Annotated in this window: 19 protein-coding genes; 8 read left to right on the top strand and 11 right to left on the bottom strand. The window is 68.7% G+C overall.

Annotation, left to right across the window (positions count from 1 at the left end):
• The first annotated feature begins 103 nt into the window (after nucleotides 1–103).
• On the top strand, nucleotides 104–436 hold the full coding sequence (locus N4261_RS01470; RefSeq protein ID WP_261758469.1) for a tautomerase family protein: 333 nt from the start codon (nucleotides 104–106) through the stop codon (nucleotides 434–436).
• Nucleotides 437–588: 152 nt separating this feature from the next.
• On the opposite strand, the gene N4261_RS01465 is transcribed toward N4261_RS01470, so the two are convergent.
• The 3 genes from N4261_RS01465 to N4261_RS01455 all read right to left on the bottom strand — a co-directional run bounded on the left by N4261_RS01465 (nucleotide 589) and on the right by N4261_RS01455 (nucleotide 3619).
• Nucleotides 589–1068: a DUF4275 family protein gene (locus N4261_RS01465; protein WP_261758468.1), complete on the bottom strand. Its 480-nt coding sequence runs from the start codon at nucleotides 1066–1068 to the stop codon at nucleotides 589–591.
• 65 nt (nucleotides 1069–1133) lie between these two features.
• Nucleotides 1134–1472, bottom strand: a complete 339-nt coding sequence (locus tag N4261_RS01460) for a winged helix-turn-helix domain-containing protein (protein ID WP_261758467.1) — start codon at nucleotides 1470–1472, stop codon at nucleotides 1134–1136.
• Nucleotides 1473–1615: 143 nt separating this feature from the next.
• Nucleotides 1616–3619: a diguanylate cyclase domain-containing protein gene (locus N4261_RS01455; RefSeq protein ID WP_261758466.1), complete on the bottom strand. Its 2004-nt coding sequence runs from the start codon at nucleotides 3617–3619 to the stop codon at nucleotides 1616–1618.
• 470 nt (nucleotides 3620–4089) lie between these two features.
• Between N4261_RS01455 and N4261_RS01450 the strand changes: the two genes are divergently transcribed.
• The 4 genes from N4261_RS01450 to N4261_RS01435 all read left to right on the top strand — a co-directional run bounded on the left by N4261_RS01450 (nucleotide 4090) and on the right by N4261_RS01435 (nucleotide 8316).
• Complete coding sequence (locus N4261_RS01450; protein ID WP_261760867.1) at nucleotides 4090–5475, top strand: circularly permuted type 2 ATP-grasp protein; 1386 nt, start codon at nucleotides 4090–4092, stop codon at nucleotides 5473–5475.
• A 177-nt stretch (nucleotides 5476–5652) separates the two neighbouring features.
• On the top strand, nucleotides 5653–6621 hold the full coding sequence (locus N4261_RS01445) for an alpha-E domain-containing protein (RefSeq protein ID WP_261758465.1): 969 nt from the start codon (nucleotides 5653–5655) through the stop codon (nucleotides 6619–6621).
• Nucleotides 6622–6675: 54 nt separating this feature from the next.
• Entirely contained in the window at nucleotides 6676–7512 is an 837-nt protein-coding gene (locus tag N4261_RS01440; protein WP_261758464.1) for a transglutaminase family protein, read from the top strand.
• 69 nt (nucleotides 7513–7581) lie between these two features.
• On the top strand, nucleotides 7582–8316 hold the full coding sequence (locus tag N4261_RS01435; RefSeq protein ID WP_261758463.1) for a proteasome-type protease: 735 nt from the start codon (nucleotides 7582–7584) through the stop codon (nucleotides 8314–8316).
• Between the two features lie 48 nt (nucleotides 8317–8364).
• Here the strand turns inward: N4261_RS01435 and N4261_RS01430 are convergent, their stop codons facing one another.
• From N4261_RS01430 to N4261_RS01400, 7 genes are all read right to left on the bottom strand, one after another.
• Nucleotides 8365–9147, bottom strand: a complete 783-nt coding sequence (locus N4261_RS01430; RefSeq protein WP_261758462.1) for an amino acid ABC transporter ATP-binding protein — start codon at nucleotides 9145–9147, stop codon at nucleotides 8365–8367.
• Complete coding sequence (locus N4261_RS01425) at nucleotides 9131–9784, bottom strand: amino acid ABC transporter permease (RefSeq protein WP_261758461.1); 654 nt, start codon at nucleotides 9782–9784, stop codon at nucleotides 9131–9133. Before N4261_RS01425 ends, N4261_RS01430 begins: the two co-directional genes overlap by 17 nt.
• Complete coding sequence (locus N4261_RS01420; RefSeq protein WP_261758460.1) at nucleotides 9777–10496, bottom strand: amino acid ABC transporter permease; 720 nt, start codon at nucleotides 10494–10496, stop codon at nucleotides 9777–9779. Before N4261_RS01420 ends, N4261_RS01425 begins: the two co-directional genes overlap by 8 nt.
• A complete protein-coding gene (locus N4261_RS01415; RefSeq protein WP_261758459.1) occupies nucleotides 10493–11296 on the bottom strand; it encodes a transporter substrate-binding domain-containing protein in 804 nt (267 codons plus the stop codon). Before N4261_RS01415 ends, N4261_RS01420 begins: the two co-directional genes overlap by 4 nt.
• The gene (locus N4261_RS01410) at nucleotides 11293–12060 is read right to left on the bottom strand and encodes a GntR family transcriptional regulator (RefSeq protein WP_261758458.1); all 768 of its coding nucleotides are present in this window, start codon (nucleotides 12058–12060) and stop codon (nucleotides 11293–11295) included. Before N4261_RS01410 ends, N4261_RS01415 begins: the two co-directional genes overlap by 4 nt.
• Before the next feature lie 261 nt (nucleotides 12061–12321).
• Nucleotides 12322–13182 carry a carboxylating nicotinate-nucleotide diphosphorylase gene (nadC, locus tag N4261_RS01405; protein WP_261758457.1) on the bottom strand — a complete coding sequence of 287 codons (861 nt, stop codon included), beginning with the start codon at nucleotides 13180–13182 and terminating at the stop codon, nucleotides 12322–12324.
• A 71-nt stretch (nucleotides 13183–13253) separates the two neighbouring features.
• Nucleotides 13254–13952 carry a fumarylacetoacetate hydrolase family protein gene (locus N4261_RS01400; protein WP_261758456.1) on the bottom strand — a complete coding sequence of 233 codons (699 nt, stop codon included), beginning with the start codon at nucleotides 13950–13952 and terminating at the stop codon, nucleotides 13254–13256.
• A 244-nt stretch (nucleotides 13953–14196) separates the two neighbouring features.
• On the opposite strand from N4261_RS01400, the gene N4261_RS01395 reads away from it, so the two are divergent.
• From N4261_RS01395 to N4261_RS01385, 3 genes are all read left to right on the top strand, one after another.
• Entirely contained in the window at nucleotides 14197–15519 is a 1323-nt protein-coding gene (locus N4261_RS01395) for a septal ring lytic transglycosylase RlpA family protein (RefSeq protein ID WP_261758455.1), read from the top strand.
• 162 nt (nucleotides 15520–15681) lie between these two features.
• Nucleotides 15682–16830: a GGDEF domain-containing protein gene (locus N4261_RS01390; RefSeq protein ID WP_261758454.1), complete on the top strand. Its 1149-nt coding sequence runs from the start codon at nucleotides 15682–15684 to the stop codon at nucleotides 16828–16830.
• The gene (locus N4261_RS01385) at nucleotides 16827–18017 is read left to right on the top strand and encodes a GGDEF domain-containing protein (RefSeq protein ID WP_261758453.1); all 1191 of its coding nucleotides are present in this window, start codon (nucleotides 16827–16829) and stop codon (nucleotides 18015–18017) included. The genes N4261_RS01390 and N4261_RS01385 overlap by 4 nt, the downstream gene beginning before the upstream one ends.
• Nucleotides 18018–18088: 71 nt before the next feature.
• Here N4261_RS01385 and N4261_RS01380 read toward each other — a convergent pair whose 3' ends face one another.
• A complete protein-coding gene (locus N4261_RS01380; protein WP_261758452.1) occupies nucleotides 18089–19783 on the bottom strand; it encodes a diguanylate cyclase in 1695 nt (564 codons plus the stop codon).
• Nucleotides 19784–19813: the final 30 nt, after the last annotated feature.

Below are 19813 nucleotides of genomic sequence, written 5' to 3'. Positions count from 1 at the left end.
ACTGGGCTAGAGTCGCCGAATCACGTCAAGACTGCGCAGGTTCGACATGCCCATCTGCTTCATTCACGGACATCGACCCCGATCCGACGCGGAGGTGTCCGCGTTGATCGACGCGCTGCATGAAGCCATGAAGGAAGCGCTGGGCGTGCCTGATGATGATCACGACATCCGATATCAGGAGCACCGCGCCGCGCATTGCCGCGTGCCGGGCGGCAAGACCGCCGAGTACCTGCTGGTCATGGTGCACATGTTCCCGGGCCGATCGTTGCAAGCGAAGCGCGCCTTGTACCGAGCGATCGTCAGGCGCTTCTCCGAGGTCGGTTTGCCGGCGGCGGAGATCAACATCCTGCTGAATGCGCCGCCGCTCGAAGACTTCGGATTGCGCGGCGGTCAGGCGGCTTGCGATTTGGATCTGGGATTCAAAGTCGACCTGTAGCGGCCTCACGGGTCGGGGGACGATCAAACGGCACACGTCATCAGCCACCGACTTCACTTCGCGGCGCCCCGCTGCGTCGGGGGCCTCTGCCTCAAAGTGAAGCGACTCCAAGCTGAGGAACTGTGAACAGATTCACTCGCAGCCCCGGCCTCTCAACGCCACCCCTTCGCCTTGGCCATCGCCACCTCTCGCCGCTTGCGGATCTGCGCCAGATTGGCCGCATCCAATCGAGCCCCATCGGGATGGGTAGCGAAGAACGGCCCCAGCCAGCCGTCCTCGTGGGTGAAGGCCATCGTCCACGCGAAATTCGGCGGAAAGACCAGGCAGTCCGACAGGGCGATCCGTTCCGGACGCCGGTCGGTCGCAAAGGCCAACCTGCGGTCATTCGACAGCACCAAATACTCGGGCGCCTCTCGTTGGGCGTAGGCCGCCAGCGCGGCGTCACCGGAACAACTGGCGTAGTTGTCCCCCAGACCGCCGAAGACATGCCACAGGTAGCGGCGCACATTGCTGCCTTCGCGATTGGGACGGAACACGCCCAGCCAGTCCTCCGTCAACGCGGCAGCTTCTGCCTCGGTGAAGGTGCGCAGCACACTGCCGGGTTCAACCAGGGGACGTTCGACTTGGGCCATGCACACCAGTATGCACAGAGAGTCGGTCTCCATCGAGCCGCGTGGCAGTCCGACGTGAGCGCCCCTCAGGGCGCCAGCATCTGCTTCAGCGCCTGGATATCCGCCGCCGCCGCTTGCAACGCCGTCGCTTCGATCTGCCGATAGAGCCGGACCAGCGTGCGGCCGTCTTCGGTCAGCACACTGCCGCCGCCCTGCGCGCCGCCGGCCGCGGTGGCCACGGCGGGCGCGCGCAGCGATCGGTTGAGTTCGTCGATCAGCAGCCAGGCCCGACGGTACGACATGCCCAGGGACTTGGCCGCAGCGGTGATGGAGCCGGTCGCGTCCAGCGCCTCCAGCAGGTCGATCTTGCCGGGCCCGACCGCGATCAGCTCGCCCACGGTCAGCCGAACACGCAGCTTCAACACGGGTTCGGACGGAGCAACTTCAGGGGCAGACGAGCGGGCCATGTCCAGCATTACACCCGAGGTGGCGCCGCTGTTTCACCCGGTGCTGTACCGCCGCCGTCCAGCAGCCCCGCTGACACGACGTCCGAGCGCTGCCGCAGCCCTCACTCCGCCATGCGCCAGCCGCCGCGACCGGCGGCCTTGGCCGCATACAGCGCATCGTCCGCCCGGTCCAGCAGGGCGGCATCACTGTCGCCATCCCCACGGGCGCAGGCCACGCCGATGCTGGTGGACAACGCCACATCCGTGCCCGCCAGCGACAGCGGCGCACTCACCGCATCCAGCACCTTCTGAGCGACCACCGTGGCCTCCTCGGTCTGATTCAGGCCCTCCAGGATCAGCACGAACTCGTCTCCGGCCAGGCGGCAGACGAGGTCGGTCTCTCGCACACAGCTGCAGACGCGCTCGGCGAAGACCTTGAGCACCATGTCGCCAGCCGCATGGCCCAGGTTGTCGTTGATCTGTTTGAAATGGTCGATGTCCAGGAACATCAGCGCCATCTGCAGCCCACTGCGCCGTGAACGGGCCAAGGCCTCGGCCAGGCGCTGGTCAAACTGGCGGCGGTTGGGCAGGCCGGTCAGCGCATCAATGCGGCTGAGCTGGTCCAGCTCGCGCTCCACCTGCTTGAAGGCGGTGATGTCGGTGGCCAGGGTGTAGAAACCCGCCACCGTGCCGTCGGCCTGCACATCGGGGATGTATTCGGTCAGCAGATCGCGTTGCACGCCGTTGGCCTCGGAACGCGTCTCGAAGCGTTGCCGCACCCCCGCCAGCGCGCCCTTGACGGCCGGCAGGCGCTGCTCATAGATCACCACGCCGAAGATGTCCTTCATCGTCCGCCCCAGCGCCGCCTCGGGCTCGGTGCCCATCCAGGTGCGGAAGGTGGCGTTCAGGAAGCGCAGGCGCTGCTCCGCATCGATGTAGGAGATCAGCACCGGCAGGTTGTCCGCAATGGTGCGAAGCCGCCGTTCGCTGGCTTCTTGCTTGATCATCGCCGCCTGAAGTTCGACCGTGCGGTCCTCGACCCGCAGTTCCAGCGACGCATTCAACTGCGCCAACCATTGGTCCTGTTCGGCCTGCCGACGCGTCAGCTCCGACAACGCATGCGACAGCACCGCCGCTTCGCGGTAGCCGCCCACCTGCGGCAATTGCTCCCCCGAGCCCAGGTGGTGTCGGCGCGCAAGCGCCTCGGTCAGCTGATTCAGTGGACGGGACATCCGGCGGGCCAGCCACCAGCACATCGGCACGGCCAGTGCGAGCAGCAGCGCCGCGCTGAGAACGATCTGATGGCGAAGCAGGTAGTAATCCGCCAACGCCACGCTCACCGGCTGCCGCACCAGCACCGTCCAGCCCAGGCCGGGATAGGCGCCGTAACCGGTGCTCTGCACGCTGACACCGAAATAGTCCTCGCCATCGACCGCATGCTGCCGCAAGGCCATGCCGGGCTCGCCCATGCCCTCGGCCAGCTTGCGGCCCTCCAGCGCGGAGGGCCCGAGGATCACCGTGCCGTCCTGGCCCAGCACCAGCGCATCCGCCTGATGCGCCGCCATGGTGGCGTCGATCAGCTCGCTTTTGATCTGGCGGGCCCAGCTCCAGCTGAGATGGGCGCCGAACACGCCGCGACGCTGTCCACTGCTGTCCAGCAGCGGCACCGCAAAATCCACAAAACGCCAGGGATCACTTTGGCGCGGCAGCAATTTCTCCAGCATCACGGCGGCATGGACATCGCCCACGAACGGCCCTTTCTGGGCGCCCTGCCACCACGGCCGCTTCGAGACGTTGACCCCATCCAGCAGCCCGCCGGCCGCGGCCAGCACCCGGCCGTCGGCGTCGGTCACGCCCATCCAGGCGAAATGGTCGAAGCCGATCTGCACCTGGTCCAGCGCCCGGCGCATGGCCGCCGGATCATCGAATCGCCGAAACGGCTCCAGCTGCGACAGCACCCGGATTTCCTTGAATTGCTGAGCCATGCCCCGGTCCAGCGCATCCCGGAAGTCCACCGCGACCTGGCGCAGGCCCTCCACCGCACGGCGCTCGGCATGGGCACGGGCGAAGTTCTCGATCAGCAGCGCCGAGCTCAACAGGGCCACGGCCACTGCGGCCAGCACCATCACGGTCAGCCAGCGGCCGAGTGAGGCCCTGGAACCACGGGCGGGGAGGAAGGTGGGTGATACGGCGGCTGGCGGAGCGGCTGGCGCGACGGAGACCGAAACTTGGGCATCGTTAGGCATTGCGACATTTGTAGCCGCAGCACGCCGGGGGCGCAACGCGGAAAAGCGACCGAAAGTCCACCTAAAGCGCCGCGTTGGTGCCGGATTTGGCGTCCGACCGCGCCCCACCCGGCGCCGGATTCAGCGCTTTCGCCCCGAAGTCAGGCGTGGGCGCACCTCGGGCGGGCCTGGGTGACGCCCCGGTTTTCCAGAATCGCCAATCGCACCAAAAGCGGTCATGCTGACGCCAACTGGCGACCGTGCCCTGGGCACGCGGCTTGCAACCCTGGGGGCGGGCCGCCGAGTCGCGGTCCCTTGTTGGAGCCCCCATGCATGCCCTGACCCTTCCGGCCTCCGGCCATTACGACGAAATGCTGCTGTCCAGCGGCGCGATCCGGAACAGCTACCAGGCGTTTGCCGAATGGCTGCACGCCCAGACGCCCGATGCGCTGGCCAAGAAGCGGGCCGAAGCCAGCCTGCTGTTTCACAAGGTCGGCATCACCTTCGCTGTCTACGGCGACGAAGCCGGCGCCGAGCGGCTGATTCCCTTCGACACCGTGCCCCGCATCGTGCCCGCCGAAGAATGGCAGATGCTCGAACGCGGCCTGCGACAGCGGGTCACCGCGCTCAACCGCTTCCTCTGGGACATCTACCACGACCATGAGATCGTCAAGGCGGGGCTGATCCCGGCCGAACAGGTCTTCGCCAACGCCCAGTACCAGCCGGCGATGCAGGGGCTGGACCTGCCGCTGGGCATTTACGCCCACATCACCGGGGTCGACCTGATCCGGCATTCCGACGGCGGTTATTACGTCCTGGAGGACAACCTGCGGGTGCCCTCGGGCGTGAGCTACATGCTGGAGAACCGCAAGATGATGATGCGGCTCTTCCCGGAGCTGTTCGCCAAATACGCGATCGCCCCGGTGGCCCATTACCCGGCGTTGCTGCTCAACACCCTGCGCCAGGCCAGTCCGGCAGAGAACCCGACCGTGGTGGTGCTGACCCCCGGCCCCTTCAATTCCGCCTATTTCGAGCATGCCTTCCTGGCCCAGCAGATGGGCGTGGAGCTGGTCGAGGGCCAGGACCTGTTCGTCAAGGACGGCTTCGTCTTCATGCGCACCACCGTCGGCCCGAAGCGGGTGGATGTGATCTACCGCCGCATCGACGATGCCTTCCTGGACCCGCTGGCCTTCCGCGCCGACTCGATGCTGGGCGTGCCGGGCCTGCTGTCGGTCTACAAGCAGGGCCATGTGGTGCTGGCCAATGCGGTGGGCACCGGCGTGGCGGACGACAAGTCCATCTACCCCTATGTGCCGGACATGATCCGGTTCTATCTGGGCGAGGAGCCGATCCTGCACAACGTGCCGACCTGGCAATGCCGCAAGCCCCAGGACCTGGACCATGTGCTCAACCACATGGCCGACCTGGTGGTGAAGGAAGTGCACGGCGCCGGCGGCTACGGCATGTTGGTCGGCCCGGCCGCCACCACGGCCGAAATCGCCGAGTTCAAGGAACGGGTCAAGGCCGATCCGTCCAACTACATCGCCCAGCCCACGCTGTGCCTGTCCAGCTGCCCGACCTTCGTGGAGCGCGGCATCGCGCCGCGCCACATCGATCTGCGTCCCTTCGTGCTGTCCGGGCGGGAGGTCAACATGGTGGCCGGCGGCCTGACGCGGGTGGCACTGAAGGCGGGCTCGCTGGTGGTGAATTCCTCCCAGGGCGGCGGGACCAAGGACACCTGGATCCTCGAGGCATGAGCACCGCCCCGCGACGCCGGGCACTATGGGTTCGGCTCAGCGGGGTGCGGGCCGCCGGCCGTCCCCCTGCGGACGACCGCACAGAAGAATGCGCTGAATACGCTCAATACGCTGGATATGTTGAACGCGCTGAACAGAACAAGGCCGCCACGGGCGGCCGAGAACACGGAGTGATGCATGCTGTCGAGAACCGCTTCCCAGCTCTACTGGATGAGCCGTTACCTGGAACGCGCCGAGAACCTGGTCCGCATGCTGGACGTGACCCACTCGCTGTCGCTGCTGCCGCAGTCGCGCGGCGCGGCGACCGAACTGGCGGCGCCGCTGGCGGTCACCGGCACGCTGGAGGCCTATCAGGCCCGCCACGCCCGGCTGAGCGCCGAGCAGTTGTTCCGCTTCATGGGACTGGAACTGGACAACCCGGCCTCGGTCGTGTCGTGCATCCGGCAGGCGCGTGAGAACGCCCATGCGGTGCGCGGCCAGATCACCGCCGAGATGTGGGAGGCCATCAACACCAGTTGGCTGGAGGCGCGCGAACTGGCGCGCCACGGGGTGACCGATCCGTCCTCCTTCTTCGACTGGGTGAAGGAACGGTCGCACCTGTTCCGCGGCGCCACCTACGGCACGCTGCAGCGCAACGACGCCTATTGCTTCATCCGCCTGGGTACCTTCGTCGAGCGGGCTGACAACACCGCGCGGCTGCTGGATGTGAAATCCCAGTTGATCGCCCCCGCGGTCGACACCCTGGCGCCGGTTGACGTGCCGAGCGAAAGCGCCCCGGACTTCTATGCCTGGAACGCGCTGCTGCGCTCGCTGTCGGCCTTCGAGGCCTATCACGCGGCCTACCGCGACAGCCTGAACGGCCGCCGCGTCACCGAGCTGCTGATCCTGCGGCCGGATGTGCCGCGCTCATTGCGCGCGTGCTGCGATGAAATCCGTGCGATCCTGCCGCAGATCGAGGCCCGCGTCGGTGCGGAGGATGCCGGACGCGGCGCCAAGCAACGCGCCGGCGAACTGGCCCTGCGGCTGGAATACGGCGTGGTCGACGAAATCCTGGACACCGGCCTGCACGCCTGGCTCACCGCCTTCCTGGAGGATTCCGCCTTGCTCAGCCTGTCCATCCAGCGCGCCTATTTCGAGGCGCAATGAGGCGCGGGCCGGGCCCGTGCCCGCCCGGCCCCTGCCCCCACGCCAAGGTTTCCCATGCATCTGCACATCTCCCACGAAACCGTCTACACCTACGACGCCCCGCTGAATCGCAGCACCCAGTACCTGCGGCTCACGCCCCGTCCCGCCCCCGGCGTGCGGGTGCTGAGCTGGCACCTGCAGCTGCCCGCCTCCGCCAGCATCTGCAAGGACGCCTTCGGCAACACGATGCATGTGCTGAGCCTGGACGGCCCCCGCGGCGAGATCCATCTGCGTGCCATCGGCGAGGTCATCACCGACGACGCGCCACCCCATCCGGACCCGACCGACGAACTGCCCGCCCCGCTGTTCCTGCGCGACAGCCCGCTGACCCGCGCCGACGCGTCGCTGCGCAGCTTCGCTGCCGGCTTTGCCGAAGCCGCCGCGCAGGACGCCCATGCGGCGTTGATGGCCCTGATGCAGGCGGTGGGCGATCGCATGCCGTATGTGCAGGGCTTCACCGATGCCGCAACCCCGGCGGCCCAGGCCTTCTCCAGCGGCTACGGCGTCTGCCAGGACCATGCCCAGGTCTTCGCCTGCTGCGCCCGCCTGCTGGGCCTGCCGGCCCGTTATGTGTCCGGCTATCTGGCCACCGATGCGGCCCATGTGGCCAGCCATGCCTGGGCCGAAGTGCGGCTGCCGGCCGGTGGGGCCTCCTTCCCGGACGCGCCGGCGGGCGGCTGGCTGGGTTATGACGTCAGCAACCAGTGCCTGGCCGATGCCCGTCATGTGAAGTTGGCCATTGGCGCCGACTATCTGGACGCCTGCCCGGTGCGCGGCGTGCGGACCGGCGGCGGCATGGAGACCATGCGGGCCGAGGTGCTCGTGAAACCCGGCACGGGACTGCAGCAATGAGCGCCGGCACTCGCCCCACGACCCCGGTGTGATGCGCTAACCTTCCGCCCCATGACGTACTGTGTTGCCATGAGGTTGCGCGCCGGCCTCCTGTTTGCCTCGGATTCCCGCACCAATGCCGGGGTGGACCATATCGCCACGTTCCGCAAGATGAACCTGTTCGAGGCACCGGGCGAACGGCTGGTGACCTTGCTCACCGCCGGTAACCTGGCCACCACCCAGAGCGTGGTGAGCCTGCTGCGCCAGCGTGCGGCGGGCAATGAGCCGCATCTGATGAACCTGTCGTCGATGTACGACGTGGCCGAGTTGGTGGGCCGCACGCTCCGGGAAGTCGTCTCGCGCGACAGCGAAGGCAACGGCCAGTTGAACCAGGGCGTGGACTTCGGCGCCAACTTCATCGTCGGCGGCCAGATCCGGGGCGAAGAGCCGCGGATCTTTCACGTCTATCCACAGGGCAACTTCATCGAGGCCACCGAGGACACGCCGTATCTGCAGATCGGCGAATCCAAATACGGCAAGCCGATCATCGACCGCGTGATCGACTACGACAGCTCGCTGGCCGAGGCCACCAAGTGCGCGCTGATCTCGTTCGATTCGACGATCCGCAGCAATCTGTCGGTCGGCCTGCCGATCGACATGCTGCTCTATAAGTCCGACAGCTTCGCGCCCGCCGTGCCGCACCGGATCACCCGGGACGATCCGTACTTCAAGACCGTCAGCCAGGGCTGGGGCGGCGGCTTGAAGCGGGTGTTCGAGCAACTGCCGGACGACGACTGGTTTGCTGCGGAGCGGACGGGGCAGTAAGGCTTTACGCCCAAGCCCCTCCCCTCGCCCTCGCCCTTGGAGGGGCCGTCACTCCTGCAGCGACGACAGGAACTGCCTGAGCTCCGGCGTCTTCGGCGCGCCGAAGATCTCCTGCGGCGGGCCGATCTCGTGGACCCGGCCCTGGTGCATGAAGATCACCCGGTCGGCCACCTTGCGAGCAAAGCTCATCTCGTGGGTGACCATCAGCAGCGTCATGCCCTCCTCGGCCAGGGACTCCACCACCCGCAGCACCTCGCCCACGAGTTCCGGATCCAGCGCCGAGGTGATCTCATCGCACAGCAGCACCTGCGGCGACATCGCCAGCGCTCGCGCAATGGCCACCCGCTGCTGCTGGCCACCGGAGAGCTGCTCCGGCATGGCGTCGAACTTCTCCGCCAGGCCAACCCGCGCCAACAGCGCGCGCGCCTGATCCGCGGCCTCCGCGGTGGCGGTCTTCTTCACCAGCGTCGGCGCCAGCATCACATTGCGGCCCACGCTGAGGTGGGGAAAGAGATTGAAGCTCTGGAAGATCATGCCCACCTGCTGGCGCAGGTTGCGCATGGCCATCGCGCTTTCATACAGCAGCGGCTTGCCGGCGACGGTCAACGACCCGTCCTGGAACGGTTCGAGCCCGTTGATGCAGCGCAGCAGCGTGCTCTTGCCCGAGCCGCTCTTGCCGATGAGCGCGATCACCTCGCCGCGCAGCACATCCAGGTCGATGCCCTTGAGCACCTCGTTGCTGCCGTACGACTTGCGCAGGGCGGTGATGCGCACGATGGGCACCTTGGGCGCCACTTTCGGCGCGGCCAGGTCTTCAGGCTGTGCGGCCATGCTGCTTCCTTTCCAGATGTTGGGCGACCAGGCTCACGGGGAAGCACAGGACGAAATAGAACAGCGCCACGCAGCCGAACACCAGGAAGGGCTTGAAGCTCGCATTGGCGATCATGCTGCCGGCCTTGGTCAGCTCGACAAAGCCGATCACCGAGGCCAGGGCCGTGCCCTTGATGACCTGCACCAGGAAGCCGACCGTCGGCGCAATCGCCATCTTCAGCGCCTGCGGCAGGATGACGTGGCGCAGTTGTTCACCGAAGCTCATCGCCAGGCTGCGCGCCGCTTCCCACTGGCCACGCGGCACGGCCTCGACGCAACCGCGCCAGATCTCGACCAGATAGGCACTGGTGTAGGCGGTCAGTGCCAGCGCAGCGGCGGTCCAGGCGGACACCTCCACGCCCAGCAGCGCCAGCCCGAAGTAAGCCAGGAACAGCTGCATCAGCAGCGGCGTGCCCTGGAACAGCTGCACATACAGACCGATGGCCCACTGGGTGCGACGTCCCATGCCCAATCGCAGCCACAGCAGCAGCGCGCCGACCAGCCCGCCGCCGATGAAGGCGATCAGCGACAGCGCGACCGTCCATCGCAGCGCCAGCATCAGGTTTCGGACGATGTCCCACAGGGTGAACTCAACCATGCGACCTCCCGGTCAACGGTTCCGGCACCGTGGGCCGACGCGGCGCCACGGGCGCACTGCCGAACAGGAAACGCGCCCCCACCCAGCGCAGCAGCCGACGCGTCAGCATCGACAGCGCCAGATAGATCGCGGTGGCCATGATGAAGGCCTCGAATGCGCGGAAGTTGCGGCTCTGGATCAGGTTGGCCGCATAGCTCAGCTCTTCAGTGGAGATCTGTCCGCACACCGCCGACCCCAGCATCACGATGATGATCTGACCGGTCATCGCCGGCCACACCCGCTGGAACGCCGGCGGCAGCACCACCCGGGTGAAGGTCTGGACCGGGCCGAGCGCCAGGCTCTGCGCCGCTTCCCATTGGCCGCGCGGCGTGGCCTGAATGCCGGCCCGCAGGATCTCGGTGCCGTAGGCGCCGAGGTTCAGGGTCATGGCGATCAAGGACGCCAGCTCGGGCGACAGCTTCACCCCCATCGACGGCAGGCCGAAGAAGATGAAGAAGAGCTGCACGATGAACGGCGTGTTGCGCAGCAGCTCGACATACACCCCCACCAGCCGCCGCAGCGCGGTGGAACCGCAGGCGCGAGCCCAGGCGCCCAGCGTGGCGATCAGCAGCCCCAGCGGCACGGCCACCGCCGTCAGCCCGACCGTCCAGGCCAGGCCGCGCAACAGCAGCGGCCATTCGGCGAGGACGGCGCCGAAGTCGAACTCGATCACAGCGGCAGTTCGCCGGTGCTCCGGCCCAGCCACTTCTTGGACAGCGCCTCCAGCTCACCCGCCTGCTTGGCCGCGGCGATGATGCTGTTGACCTTGGCGAGCAAGGCGTCCTCGCCCTTGGCCACGCCCACATAGCAGGGGCTGTCCTTGAGCAGCAGCTTGTATTCGATGTTCAGCCCGGGATTGCGCTGCATCAGGTTGCCCGCCACGGCGGCGCTGGTGGCCAGCACCTGGGTCTGACCGGCGGAGAAGGCCGCGATGGTGGCGTTGTTGTCTTCGAAGCGCTTGTAGTCGAGCGAGGCGGGCGCGACCTTGGCCAGCTCCTGGTCCTCCATCGCGCCACGCGTCACCGCCACCGACTTGCCGGCGAGATCGGCAAAGCTCTTGATCGGCAGGCTCTTCGCGGCGAACACCGCCTGGAAGAACGGCGCATAGGCGGCACTGAAGCTGATGACCTTCTCGCGCTCCGGGTTCTTGCCGAGGGTAGAGATCACCAGATCCGCCTTCTTGGTCTGCAGATAGGGAATGCGATTGGCGCTGGTCACCGGTACCAGCTCCACCTTCACACCGAGCTTGGCGGCGATCAGCTCGGCCACCGCCACGTCCAGGCCCTGCGGCTTCATGTCGGGTCCGACGAAGCCGTACGGCGGGTAGTCGGTCGGGATCGCGATCTTGATGGTCTTGGACTTGGTGATCGTCTCCAGGGCGGTCTGGGCCTGGACGCCGAGGGCGGCGAGGCTGAGGCCTGCAGCCAACAACAGGCGGCGCGACAGGCGGGAAGAGACGGCGGCGTGACTCATAGCAAGGCTCCTAGATAGGCGGCGGGGGGAGGATCGGTGACCTCGGCGTCGGTCGGGCGCGAGTCCCGCACCGCACGCCGGGCATGCGCCTGCGGCATCGGCGTGAGCGCCTGCCGCAGTTGTTGAAGGGGGTCGTCGGCCGGCGTCTCCATCTGCAGGCCGGCCTGCACGCTGGCCAGATGGGCGGCCATCAGCGACTCGGCTGCCGTCGCATCGCCGCGCTCCAGCGCCGCCACGATGGCGACATGCTCCTCGCAGGATTGCGCTGCGTCGTGCGAGGACTGGTAGAGCATCGCGATCAGCGTGGTGCGCGCGGTGTAGTCGCGCAGGGTGTCGGCCAGCAGGCTGTTGCCCAGGCATTCCGCCAGGCAGACATGGAAGTCCCCCAGCAGAAAGCTGCGGGCGCCGACATCGTCGCCCCGCAGCGCCGCCCGCTCCTGTTGCAGATGCTTCTTCAGTCGGGCCAGGGCGGGTTTCTCCAGCGCACGCTGCCCGCGGATCAGGCCCAGCTCGATCACCCGACGCGCCTCGAAGGCTTCACGCGCCTCGTCCTGCGACGGCGCGATCAGGTACCAGCCCCGCCGCGCGCTGACGGTCACGATGCCGCGCGCCGCCAGCCCGGTCAGCGCCTCGCGGACGATGGTGCGGCTGCAGTCGAACAACAACGCCAGTTGCTGCTCCCCCAGCCGTGTGCCGGGGGCCAGCTTCTGCGCCAGCACCGCTTCGATGATGCGCTGGCTGATGTCGGTGGCGGTGGAACCCATGGCCTGGGCTTTGCAGCTTCCGTGCCAGCGCGCATCTGTCTTGTATGCAAGCCGTGCGCACAGTTTCCACCCCTTCTTGCGCACAGGCTTGGGGAGACCCGTGCCGCCGGCAGGCCGCTGCTGGGGCGCCGCACGCACTATCCCAGTGCTTGCCGCGCCCATCGCGGCGCCATGAAGAAAGGCCCCTCACGGGGCCTTTCAGGGAGATCTCGCCGAGACGCGCCGGAGACGCGCGCCGCCGGACGTCACCGGGCATGGCGCTCAGCCGTCCACCCGCATCGAATAATCGACCGCCTTGACGTCCTTGGTCAGTCGACCGATCGAGATCCGGTCCACCCCGGTCGCGGCGATCCATCGCAGCTGATCCAACGCCACGCCGCCGGACACCTCCAGCAGCGCGCGGCCGGCCGTGATCGACACCGCCTCCCGCATCCTGGGCTCGGTGAAGTTGTCCAGCAGCACACTGACCGCGCCAGCCGCCAGGGCCTCGCGCAGTTGATCCAGCGTTTCCACCTCGACCTGGATGGTCACGCCGGCGTTCAATGCCTGCGCCTGGGCCAGCGCCTGGGTGACGCCACCGGCAGCGGCGATGTGGTTTTCCTTGATCAGGATGCCGTCATACAGGGCCAGGCGCTGATTGGCGCCCCCGCCCACGCGCACCGCGTACTTCTGCGCCAGTCGCAGGCCGGGCAGCGTCTTGCGGGTGTCCAGCACCACACAGCCGCGCGGATTGGGGCTCGCACCCTCGATGGCCCGCGCATGGGTGCGGGTGATGGTGGCGGTGCCGGACAGCAACTGCAGGAAGTTCAGTGCCGGGCGCTCGGCCGAGAGCAGCGAGCGGCCGTCGGCCTCGATCTGGCAGACCACGGTGTCGGGGGCCATGTCGGCGCCCTCGTCGTACTGCCAGTCGATGCGGGCGGTCGCATCCAGGGCGGCGAAGACGCCGTTGAACCAGTCGCGACCACACAGCACGGCGGCCTCGCGCACGCGCACATGGGCCCGCACGCGACGGCCGGCGGGCACCAGCTGGGCGGTCCAGTCGCAGCGGCCGATGTCCTCGAACAGGGCCTCGCGGATGTTGCGGGCGCGGGCCTCGTCCAGGGTTTCGTTGTGGTCGAACATCACAGGGCTCTCTACAGCTCGGGGACAAGAAGGCCGCGGGCGCGACGTCTGCGCCACGCCCGCCGGCGGACTCACTCGGCAGCGCCGATGGTGAGGTGCAGCTCGCCGAAGCCCTCGATCACGCCGACGATCTGGTCGCCCGGTTGCACCGGGCCCACGCCTTCGGGCGTGCCGGTGTAGATCAGGTCGCCCGGTTGCAGGTGATAGAACTGCGACAGGTTGGCCACCAGTTCAGGCACGCTCCAGATCATGTCGGACAGGTCACCGCGTTGCTTCTCGGTGCCGTTGACCGACAGCGTGATCGCGCCCCGGCTGAGTTCGCCGATCTGATCACGGGGGACGAGCTCGGTGATGACCGCCGAATGCTCGAAGCCCTTGCCCAGGTCCCAGGGCCGGCCGATGGCCTTGGCCTCGTTCTGCAGGTCGCGGCGGGTCATGTCCAGCCCGGCGGCATAGCCCCAGACGGCGTCGCCGGCCTGCTCGGGCGTGGCCTTGAACACCGGCTTGCCGATGGCAATGACCAGCTCCATCTCGTAATGCAGGTTCTTCGTGCCGGGGGCGTACGGAATGGTGCCGCCCGACGGCGCCAGCGCGCTGGCCGGCTTGGTGAAGTAGAACGGCGGTTCACGGGTCGGATCGCTGCCCATCTCGCGGGCATGGGCCGCGTAGTTGCGGCCGACGCAGAAGATGCGGCTGACGGCGTAACGGGCGTCGGTGCCGCGCACGGCCACGGCAGCCTGGGGCGCGGGGGGGAAGATGTAGGTGCTCATGGCGGGTCTCGAGGCGCTGGGCGTTGCGTTGCAGGTGCGTGGCGGGCGCGCGGCAGATGCGGTGTCCCGCAAGTGGCCGGTCGAGCGGAGGCGACCTCTGGCGAACCGGGAACAGCCGGGCCCGCCGACGGGGTCGACCGCCGGGTCGACGCGACGGTCAAGCCATTGAAACAACACGTTCGACCGTCCGCAGGCGTGCAGCATAACCTTGGCAAAAGCGGCTGGGGTTGCTAGGGTTGCGCCCATGTTTGAAGCCCGCCCCGCCGGCCAGCGTCTGGCCGTCCTGACGTGTGCACTGTTCCTGGCCGCCTGCGCCAGCCGCGGTCCCGCCCCCAAAAGTCCCTCACCCAGCCCCTCCGGCGGCCCCAAGGTCACCCAGTGGCCCGACAAGGACGGCCCCGAAGCCCAAGCGCCCGCCGACCTGGACAAGATCCCCGACGCCCTGCCGCGCCTGGAAAGCATCCGCAAGGGGGGGCCGAACAAGCCCTATGCCGTCGCCGGCCGGAGCTACCAGCCGATCGTGGACGACCAGCCGCTGGTCGAACGGGGCCTGGCGTCCTGGTACGGCCGCAAGTTTCACGGCAGACAGACCGCCAGCGGCGAGGTCTACAACATGTATGCCATGACCGCGGCCCACGCGACCATGCCCATCCCGAGCTATGCCCGGGTGCGCAATCCGAAGAACGGGCGGGAGGTGATCGTCCGGATCAATGACCGCGGGCCCTTCCACCCCGGCCGGATCGTGGACCTGAGCTACACCGCCGCGCTGAAACTGGACCTCCTGCGCGGCGTCGGCCAGGTGGAGGTCGAGCGCATCACCTACGAGGACATCCGCACCGGCGCCTGGACCCGGGGTCGGGAGTTGCCCGCCAGCCCGCCCGCCCAGGACACACCGGTCTATGCCGCCGCCTCACCCAGCGGGGCGCCCAGCTTGCCGACCACGGCCGACGCCCGGCCGCCTGCGCGCGAGCTGCAAGACCTGTCCCCCGCCGCCGCCAGCGCCACGCCGTCCCCGCGCGGCAGCTCGGTGGCCGCCGCCAAGCCGGGCACCGCAGCGCCCACGCGGACGGTGCCGGCCGCTGGTCCGGTCACGTCTGTGACCGCCGGCGGCACCTCCGTCGCCACGGCCGCCGCCTCGACGGCAGGCGCAGGCGCTGGCATGGTGCCCCTGCCAGTGACCGCGCTGCCGGCCGGAACCGATCTCGACACCCCCGCCTCCGAACTGCCTGGCGCCTTGGCCACAGCCCCCACCTCGGGCACGCCGACCGCCAGCCAGGCGCGTTCCCCAGCCGCCGACAGCGCCCAGGTCCCGCGCCTGCAACTGGCGGCTGCGCCCGGCTTCTGGCTGCAGTTGGGCGCGTTCTCGCGACTGGAAGGCGCCGAGACGCTGCGCGAGCAGTTCAACCGAGAGCTGGACTGGATGGCGCCGATGCTGGCCATCTTCAAGGACAAGAGCCTGCATCGACTGCAGGCCGGACCGTTCATCAGCCGGGAAGACGCCCGAGCCGCGGCCGAGCGGGTGCGCACCGCCATGGCACTGACGCCAGTGCTGGTCGAGCGGCGTTGAGCGCAGCGATCACAGCAGCAATCACAACAGCAATCACAACAGCACTCAGCTCCGCCTCGGCCCGCCGCGCCGCCGATCTGCGGGACACGCCAGAGCTTGCCGGCCCCCCCGCCCTGAATCGGCGGATTGTGTGAGCCCGGGGCCCCTGCGATGATCCTGCGCATGCCGCTTCTCGACGCCGCCACCTTGCTCATGGTGATTGCCGTCGTGGATGCCTTCGCCTGCGTGGTCTGGTTGCTGATGGGCCATGTGTTGCGCATCGCGCCGCGGGCGGCTCGGCGCATCGCGGGCTACCACGGTCTGCTCGCGTTGGCCTGGTGGCCGATGCTGCCGCCCGCGCTGGAGGCCGCACTCGTGCTGCCCCTCACCCTGGTCGCCGCCGGCCTGCTCACCGCCGGCGTGCGCGGCCTGATGCGCTTGCGCTACGGCGCGCCGGACGTGGTGGCCGTGGTCGTCATCGGTCTGCTGGCGCATGCGGCGGTCTATCCGGACCTGAACCACGGCCGCCTCGTCTCCAACCTCTTCGGCGCGCTGCTGGCCCTGATGGCGGCCCGCGACATCCTCATCGGCGCGGGCTTTCGCCGGATCATGACGCTGCTGTTGGTGCTGCCGTATGGCGTGCTGGCGGCCGGTGCGCTGTGGCGTTCCTTCGATCTGCTGGGATGGACGCCGGTCGGTTTCGGCCTGGAAAGCCTCACCCGGAATGCGCCGCTGGCCTTGGTGCGCCTGTTCATCAACCTGCTGATCGCGACCGGCCTGATCGCCCTGGTGCTGCAGCGCATGATTGCGCGGGTGCGGCACCTGACGCGTCGCGATAGCCTGACCGGACTGCTCAACCGACGCGCGGTGGAAGAGGGCCTGCTGCGGCTGCAGGCGCAAGTCGAACGAGGCCGCGACCATGCGGTGCTGGTGATGGACATCGACCACTTCAAGCGCATCAACGACGAACTCGGCCATGCGGGCGGCGATGCGGCGCTGCAGCATCTTTCACGCGAGCTCGCCACCGGGCTGCGCGACACCGATGCCTTCGGGCGGCTCGGGGGCGAGGAATTCGCGGTGCTGATGCCCGACACCGACCTGGACAGTGCGGTGATGGTGGCCGAGCGGCTGCGCCGGCTGCTGCAGGAACGGCCCCTGACCTGGGGCGACAAGATCTGGCCGATCAGCGCCAGCTTCGGCGTGGCCGCGATGGAGCCGGCCGACCCTCATGGCCAGCAGGCCCTGGCCCGGGCGGATGCCGCGATGTATGCGGCCAAGGCCCGCGGGCGCAACCGGGTGCTGCGCAGCACCGGCGAGGTGAGTTCCGCATGATCCCGAACACCGATCCGATCACGATGATCGCCGCGCTGGTGACGGTGTTCGGCGTCGCGGCGGTGGTCTGGCTGCTGGTGGCCGGCGGCCTGCGCGAATCGCCCTGGGCCTGCCTGTGTCTGGCGGCCGCGAATGCGTTGCTGGGCGGCTCGTTCGTGCTGCATGACCTGCCGTCCCTGGGCGGCGGCGCGCTGCAGGCCTGGTGGTCCGACGCTCTGGGACTGGCGGCCTTCGCCCTGGTGCGCATCGCGGTGCCGCTGGTGGCGGAGCGCCGACCCCCGTGGCGGCTGAGCGCCCTCGCGGTGGTGGTGGTGAGCACGCTGGCCACCCAGTGGGCCGAAGGCGGTATCTCGATCGGTCAGAAGGCGCTGCTGTACGGCACCATGGGGGTGATGAGCCTGCTGGCCGGGCGCGATGCCTTCCTGCTGCTGCGGGCGCGCGGCCTGCGGGCGCGGCTGTCGGTGCTGCTGGTCACGCCCTTGCTGGTGCTGGGCCTGCTGCTGCTGGCCCGGCCGCTGGAAGCCTTCCTCGCGCCCGGGCAGACCGGCGACCTGAACGGCGGCAGCGGCTTCAACATCGTCTGGCTCTGGTCGGCGCTGGTGATCGCCCTGGCCTTGAACGGCACCCTTGCCTTCTTGCTGCTGCTCAAGCTGATGCTGGAGATCCAGCGGCTGACCCAGCGCGATCCGCTCACCGATGCGATGAATCGCCGCGCGTTGTCCGAGGCCATGGACGCGGAACACGAGCGCCAACGCCGCGGGCATCGCTACGGTCTGGTGTTGTTGGACATGGATCGCTTCAAGCAGCTCAACGACACCCTGGGCCATGCCGCAGGCGATGCCGCGCTGCAGACCCTGGTCAGCGTGGTGCAGCCTTGCCTGCGGGAGGTCGACCTGCTCGGCCGGCTCGGCGGCGAGGAGTTCTGCGCGCTGCTGCCCGACACCGACATCGCCGGCGCCGCGCTGGTGGCCGAGCGCATGCGGGTGCTGCTGGCGGCCCAGTCTTTCGCCTGGAACGGGCAGTCCTGGGCCCTGACCGCCAGCTTCGGGATTGCCGAGTCCTCCCCGGACGATCCCAGTGCCGCCGAGGTGCTGCGCCGTGCCGACCAGGCGCTCTACCGCGCCAAGGGCCAGGGGCGCAACGTGGTGCAGGCGGTGGAGCTGGAATCGCCGGCCCCGTCGACCTGAGATCCGACGCCACCCCGACGTGCCCGCCAACCTCGCGGCCCGGCGTTGCAGACGGGCAAGCGCCAGACGCCTCAGGCCAACGCCACGCGATTGCGCCCCAGGTGCTTGGCGCGGGCCACCGCGGCAGTGGCGCGGGCGATCAATTGATCGGTCGCATACGGGGGTGCGCTGGCCAGACCCATGCTGAGCGTCACGTCCAGGCCCTCGGCAAGGCGGTGCCAGGGATGGAAGGACACGCTGGCGCGGATGCGTTCGCAGACCTCGAAGCCGCGATCGGCCACGGTGTCGGGAAAGACCACCAGGAATTCCTCGCCGCTCCAGCGCAGCGCCAGATCGCTGGCGCGGGTGTTCTCGCGCAGCAGTTGGGCCAGCTCCTGCAGAACGCGGTCGCCGATGTCGTGACCATGGCGCTCATTGATGTTGCGCAGCCCATCCGCATCGATCAGCGCGACCGTCAGCGGACGGCCATCCTGCTCGGCCGCGCGCAGCATCGGCGGCAGCCGGGCTTCCAGGCAGCGGCGGTTGCCGAGTCCGGTCAGGGGATCGCGATGGGTGGCCGGATCGCGGTCGGCGCAGGCGCCGCCCTCGCCGCCGAATTCCGCTTCCAGCCGGGAGACGAAATACTGGGACTGCGCCATCAGCTGCATCACACCGCGGCGGCGCTCCACCGCGCGGGCCTGCTCCAGATGCACCAGCGCCGGGCCCAGCAAGGCCAAAGCCTTGGCGGACCGATAGGCCGCCTGATGCAGCCGCAGCCGAATGAAGGGGGGCACCGGATCCTCTGCCTCGCCCGGTTCGGCCGGTGGGACCAGACCGGCCGACGGCGGCGTCTCGCTGCGCGTGGCAGGCGCCCGACCGGCAGCCTGATCGATCTCCACCTCCAGGGCCTGCAGATGCTGCCAGGCCCCCCGTGCATCGCCGCGGGCGAGCATCAGCTCGGCCAGCGTGCCGCGCAACCGCCAGTCCAGCAGACGGAAGCCGACGCGGGCGCACTCGTCCTGGGCTTCGCGCAGCAGCGGCTCGGCCTCGTCGAGGCGGTCCATCAAGAGCAGCACCTCGCCAAAATTGCTGGCGGTCAGCGCGATCGCATAGCGATCACCCAACTGCTGCGAAAACGGACGCGCCTCCCGCGCCAGCTCCAGCGCGCGCTCCAGGGTGCGCTCGGCCTGTTCGGGCGCGGCGCCGTCGCGCTGCAGGTGATAGGCCCCGAGGGCCACGGTGCAGAGGTTGGTGAGCGTGACCACGCGCTCATACGGCGTGGCCTCGCTGCGGATCATGCCGGCGGCCTCACCCATCAGCCGCTCGGCCTGCCAGGGATCGCCCATGCGCTCGAAGCAGGCGCCCATGCCGTTCAGGGCCACCGCGCGCATGCGTACATCACCCAGTTCACCGGCCTGCTGCACCGCTTCATGGGCACAGGCCAAGCCGAGTTCGTAGTCGCCCAGCTCGCAGGCGGACAGGCTCATCCAGCGCAGCAGCTCGCAGATCGAGCGGCTGGGCCCCAGCGGCCGGAGCAAGGCCAGGGCCTGCTGACCCGCGTCCAGCATGCCCCGCAGGTCCCCCTGACGCAGCAGGAAGAAGCTGCGGAGCTTGCCCGCCTCGGCCTGCTCGTTGACAAACCCGTCGGCGCCGGCGCGGCGCCAGATCGCCTCGGCCAGGGTCAGGCCCTCGGCCAACCGATGCTGCTGCTGCGCCTCACGCGCGCGCTCGAGCAGCTCGGCCAACGGCAGATCATCCGGAGATTCGTCGCGCGGGTGTTCAGACATCCAGACAGGTTAGCCGATGTAACGCGGCTT

The sequence above is a fragment of the Roseateles amylovorans genome, assembly GCF_025398155.2.
Taxonomy (GTDB): domain Bacteria; phylum Pseudomonadota; class Gammaproteobacteria; order Burkholderiales; family Burkholderiaceae_C; genus Roseateles; species Roseateles amylovorans.
This window is presented reverse-complemented; position numbering and strand designations above follow the sequence as displayed.